This is a genomic window from Aequoribacter sp., from assembly GCF_965659035.1.
Taxonomy (GTDB): domain Bacteria; phylum Pseudomonadota; class Gammaproteobacteria; order Pseudomonadales; family Halieaceae; genus Aequoribacter.
On the sequence record NZ_CBFHWH010000123.1, the window covers coordinates 1 to 4,634 of the forward strand.

The 4,634-nt window shown below is 51.2% G+C and carries 4 protein-coding genes; 2 read left to right on the plus strand and 2 right to left on the minus strand.

Going from position 1 to position 4,634, the window contains the following annotated elements:
• On the minus strand, positions 1-672 hold a 672-nt coding region (locus tag ACTF5Z_RS11410), incomplete at its 3' end, for an alanine dehydrogenase (protein ID WP_438985745.1).
• 149 nt (positions 673-821) lie between these two features.
• Between ACTF5Z_RS11410 and ACTF5Z_RS11415 the strand changes: the two genes are divergently transcribed.
• A complete protein-coding gene (locus ACTF5Z_RS11415) occupies positions 822-1,298 on the plus strand; it encodes an Lrp/AsnC ligand binding domain-containing protein (protein WP_423849788.1) in 477 nt (158 codons plus the stop codon).
• A gap of 54 nt (positions 1,299-1,352) precedes the next feature.
• Here ACTF5Z_RS11415 and ACTF5Z_RS11420 read toward each other — a convergent pair whose 3' ends face one another.
• Positions 1,353-3,386: an FAD-dependent oxidoreductase gene (locus ACTF5Z_RS11420; protein ID WP_438985746.1), complete on the minus strand. Its 2,034-nt coding sequence runs from the start codon at positions 3,384-3,386 to the stop codon at positions 1,353-1,355.
• Positions 3,387-3,615: 229 nt separating this feature from the next.
• Here ACTF5Z_RS11420 and ACTF5Z_RS11425 point away from each other — a divergent pair.
• Positions 3,616-4,634 (plus strand): hypothetical protein (locus ACTF5Z_RS11425; protein ID WP_438985747.1); only part of this gene is annotated, 1,019 nt, incomplete at its 3' end.

Consider the following 4,634-nt stretch of genomic DNA (forward strand, 5'->3'; position numbering starts at 1 on the left):
AGTGTCGGCAGTGGAAAATAGCGTGCGCACGCGGCCATTAAAAATATCGTCGAGCTGGCGTAAGCGGTCAATAGAACGGTCTACTAGGGTTACTTGCGCGCCTAAGCCCAGCGCCATTTTGGCTGCATTAATACCCACTACGCCGCCCCCGATAATAAGTACCTTGGCTGGCTCAACGCCAGGCACACCGCCCAATAACATACCCGAGCCGCCATAGAGCATCTGCATGTGGTGGGCACCTGCGGTAATGGACAAGCGGCCAGCAACTTCGCTCATAGGGGCCAATAAGGGTAGGCCACCGGACGCTTGGGTCACGGTTTCATAGGCAATACAGGTTGCCCCTGAGGCAATTAAGGCTTCTGCTTGCGCAGGATCTGGGGCTAGGTGTAAATAGGTAAACAGAATTTGATTTGGGCGCAATAGCTTGCATTCGGGTAATTGAGGTTCTTTTACTTTGATAATCATATCTGCCGTGGCAAAGATTTCTTCGGGTGTGTCAACGATCCGAGCACCCGCACCAGAGTAATCGGCATCAAAGAAACCGATTGAGGCACCGCCATCTTTTTGTACGAGTACTTCATGGCCGTTCAAAATCAACTCTTTGACGCCCGCGGGTGTCATGCCAATTCGGTGTTCGTTGGTTTTGATTTCTTTGGGTATACCGATGATCATGTTGTGTCCTCCTGGAAAGATCAATATTCTAGAGACTCTGTTTTATTTTTTTGATTTATTTTAGCGTAAGAAATAGTCGTTTCAGCTTTAATAAAGGTAATAAAAAGACGAATGTGACTAATTTTTAATGATATTTAGGCGGTGGCTTTATGCGTCGATTGCACGAAATTAATAAGATTGATCGCAATATCTTGCGAGTCTTGCAGCGCGATGCGCGCATGACATTCGCAGAACTCGCGAGGCGGGTCGGGTTATCAACGACGCCGTGCAAGCAAAGGGTTAAAAACCTCGAGCGCGATGGCGTCATTCGTGGGTATCAGGCCATACTGAACCCTGATTCACTGGGCGCAGGTTTGGTCGTGTTCGTGCAAATTCGCTTGAATCGAACGGCTCAAGATGTCTTTGAGGATTTTAAGAAGGCAGCTTTGGAGTTACCCGAGGTCCAAGAATGTTATTTGGTCTCGGGCAATTTTGACTATTTGATCAAAGCGCGTGTCGCAGATATGGCAGCGTATCGTGCCTTGTTGGGTGACACCTTGCTCGCATTGCCGGGCGTACAAGAGTCCACCAGCTATGTGGTCATGGAACAGGTCAAAGAGTCCTTGGCCCTAGTGGTGCCGTATTGATAAAGCCGCTTGCGGCCCAACAAGCAGCGTCATTCTTTTTTGTGTGAAGAGGACTTAAATCGCCAAGGCCTCTTCAGTGGCTTGCTTGATTGCACGTTTGGCATCAATTTCCATTGCTTCAAACGCACCGCCTATCAGGCTGATCGATAGGCCGCTATCTTTGAGCTCGTCGTAAAGGCTGCGTTCAGATTCTTGACCGGCGCAAATAATCACCGTATCGGCTGGTAAGCATATCGGCTGCCCGTCGCGCAAAATGTGGACGCCCTCATCGTCGATGCGTTGGTAATCGACACCGTTAATCATTTTAACCCCACGTCGATCGAGCGCTATACGGTGCGTCCAGCCGGTGGTTTTACCCAAGCCTTTGCCAATTGCGCTAGTCTTGCGTTGCAGTAGAGTAACATCTCGACCTGATGTATGAACCTCTGGCTCGACGCCAGTCACACCACCGCGCGGGTGGTTCTCGAAATCAACGCCCCATTCTTTAGCAAAGACGTTCACATCAAGTGCAGCCGATACACCCGCATGGGTTATCAGCTCCGCGGTATCGAAGCCGATGCCGCCTGCCCCGATGATCACGACTCTGTTGCCTATGGGTTTGTTGCCGAGTATCGCGTCCATGTAACCTGCGACTTTAGGGTGATCGATGCCTTCAATCCTAGGGGTGCGGGGCTTAATGCCCGCAGCAATCACCACATGGTCTGCATTAAGAGCACAAATACCTGCCGCGTCTAAATAGGTATTTAGGTGCAGTTCAACGCCTAGCTTGTCCATCATCACGCTGTAATAGCGCAAGGTTTCTTCAAATTCCTCTTTGCCTGGTATACGTTTCGCCAAGTTAAATTGGCCGCCAATTTCACTGCGCGCTTCGTATACGCTGACCTTGTGGCCGCGTTCAGCGGCAGTAATGGCGTAGGATAAGCCTGCGGGGCCTGCCCCAATAATCGCAATGGATTTTGGTTTGGTTATAGGCTGCGACGTAAGAAGGGTTTCGTGACACGCCCGTGGGTTGACCAAGCAGCTGACCTCTTGACCGGTAAAGGTGTGGTCTAGGCAGGCTTGATTGCACGCAATGCACGTATTGATTTCGTTGGCTTTGCCCTCTCGAGCTTTTGCAATGAAGTTGGCGTCGGCTAACATGGGGCGCGCCATTGAAACGATATCGGCATCGCCTCGGACGAGGACCTCTTCTGCAACTTCCGGAGTGTTTATGCGGTTCGAGGTAATCATCGGCACGGATAACTCTTTTTTCAGACGTCCGGTTACCTGAGTAAACGCCGCTCGGGGTACGCGTGTTGAGATGGTCGGTACCTGGGCCTCGTGCCAAGTGAAGTGGGTCGAGATAATCGTTGCCCCCGCGGCTTCGATGGCCTTTCCGAGCATGATGACCTCTTCGCGAGACATGCCGCCTTGTAGCATGTCCATCGCTGCAATTCTGAAAATGACAATAAATTCTTTACCAACAGTCGCGCGGATTCGCCTAACGACCTCGACTGGGAAGCGCATGCGGTTTTCGAAAGAGCCGCCCCATTCGTCGGTTCTGCGGTTGGTTCGCTCCACAAGGAAAGTGCTGAGCAGATACCCGGCGGAGCCAATAATCTCAACGCCATCGTAACCTGCAAGTTGCGCGTGTTTAGCGCAGTTGGCAAAGTCGTTTAGTTGTTTTTCAATGCCTGCCGCATCGGGTTCTTTGGGAGTGATGGGCGATATTCGAGAGCGCACCGCTGAGGCTGCCACAGCGTCAGTCGTCGGTGCCAGAGGGCCGGCATGCAGGATTTGCATGCAAATTTTTACGTCTGGGTTAGCCGCGTGCACAGCATCGGTGATTAACCGGTGTTGGCTGGCCTCTTGCTCGTTGGATAACTTGGCGCCATGGCCGCCTTCTTCGTTCGGGGATATGCCTCCCGTGATGATCATACCGACGCCGGCAGCGGCGCGCTCGGCAAAATAGGCTGCCATGCGCGGGAAGCCATCGGCCGCTTCTTCCAATCCGGTATGCATCGAACCCATGACGGCCCGATTTTTGAGTTTTGTGAAACCTAAATCCAGCTCTGAAAATAGGTGTGGATAGAGAGGATGCGCCGCCATTGTTATCTCTTTTGTTTGATGTAAGAAGTCAAAACATTAACATCCCTTAACGGGTAAACGCAGTATTTTTTATGCTACGGTAGACGTGGCACGTTTCACTATGCAGGGTTGAGTTAGCATCAAAGTTGTGAGTTTAGGCATGACTGTTTTGGTGTGAATGGAGGCGCCCTTGGTTGGTCGTAGCGTAAATTACACATTACAGGTTCGATTTCGGACGAGTTTAGGCAGGGTGCTTAAGTACCTTGTGCCGGTATTTGTCATTTTTTTGCTGATCTCTGGCTATCTTGCCTTTCATATTGCCGAGCGCGAGGTGGCGGCAAACTACGAGGCAAGAATGCTTGCCGGGACGCGCTCGGGGGAGCAAGTTGCCCGCGAAAAATTCCAAATTACAAAGGATGAGCTCCTGTTTTTCAGTCGTTTGTCGGCTACACGCGGGATGGCGCGCGCACTCGCTGGCGGCGGTGTCGATGAATCGACGGGCGTAGTAATGGAAGATTGGATACGAAATTTCAATGACGTGGCTTTTCAGTACGCCAATGCCAAAGAACGCATCCTGCAAATCCGAATTATCTTAGCCAATGAGTCGGCTGATGAGTTTGTTAAACTCAAGCGGCCGCCCAGAGGTGTTTTAAAGCGCATCCCTGAAGACGAGCTTCAATCCAAAGCCGGATACCCGTACATGGCATCGGTCAGAGATCTTCCTTTGAACGAGGTTTATTGGTCCTTGATTGAATTGAATCTAGAGCACGGCCAAGTCGAGATGCCGCCACAACCCACGATCCGAGGCGCGACACCGATGGCTGACGATAAGGGGCAGATTTGGGCCTATTTGGTGATCAATTATGACGCTGCCCTAATTCTTCAAGATCTGACTCGGACCTTTACCGCCCAGCCCAATATTCGACTGTACGGCTATAAACCTAATGGCCACTATATTCTGCACCCAAAACCTGGCTTGGCCTTTCAGGATCAACTGCAGCCTGACAAGGCCATGACCTACGACCAAGAGTTCGTGTTAAGTAACCCCGGGTGGCGCTCTGCACCACAATTGTTACTCGCAACCAGTCAGGTCGACGGTAGTCAAGATATCGTCTTGCTCAGTAGACCTGAGCCCTATGAAACTTACACCAACAACGAGCGAGGCAAGTTCGCGATTCATCTGCCATTGTGGCGTTTTCAAGAAATCGTGAGCGAAAACAGCTGGCGCATTATTGTGAGAGTTTGGGCTGCAGCGCTGCTGATCTTTGC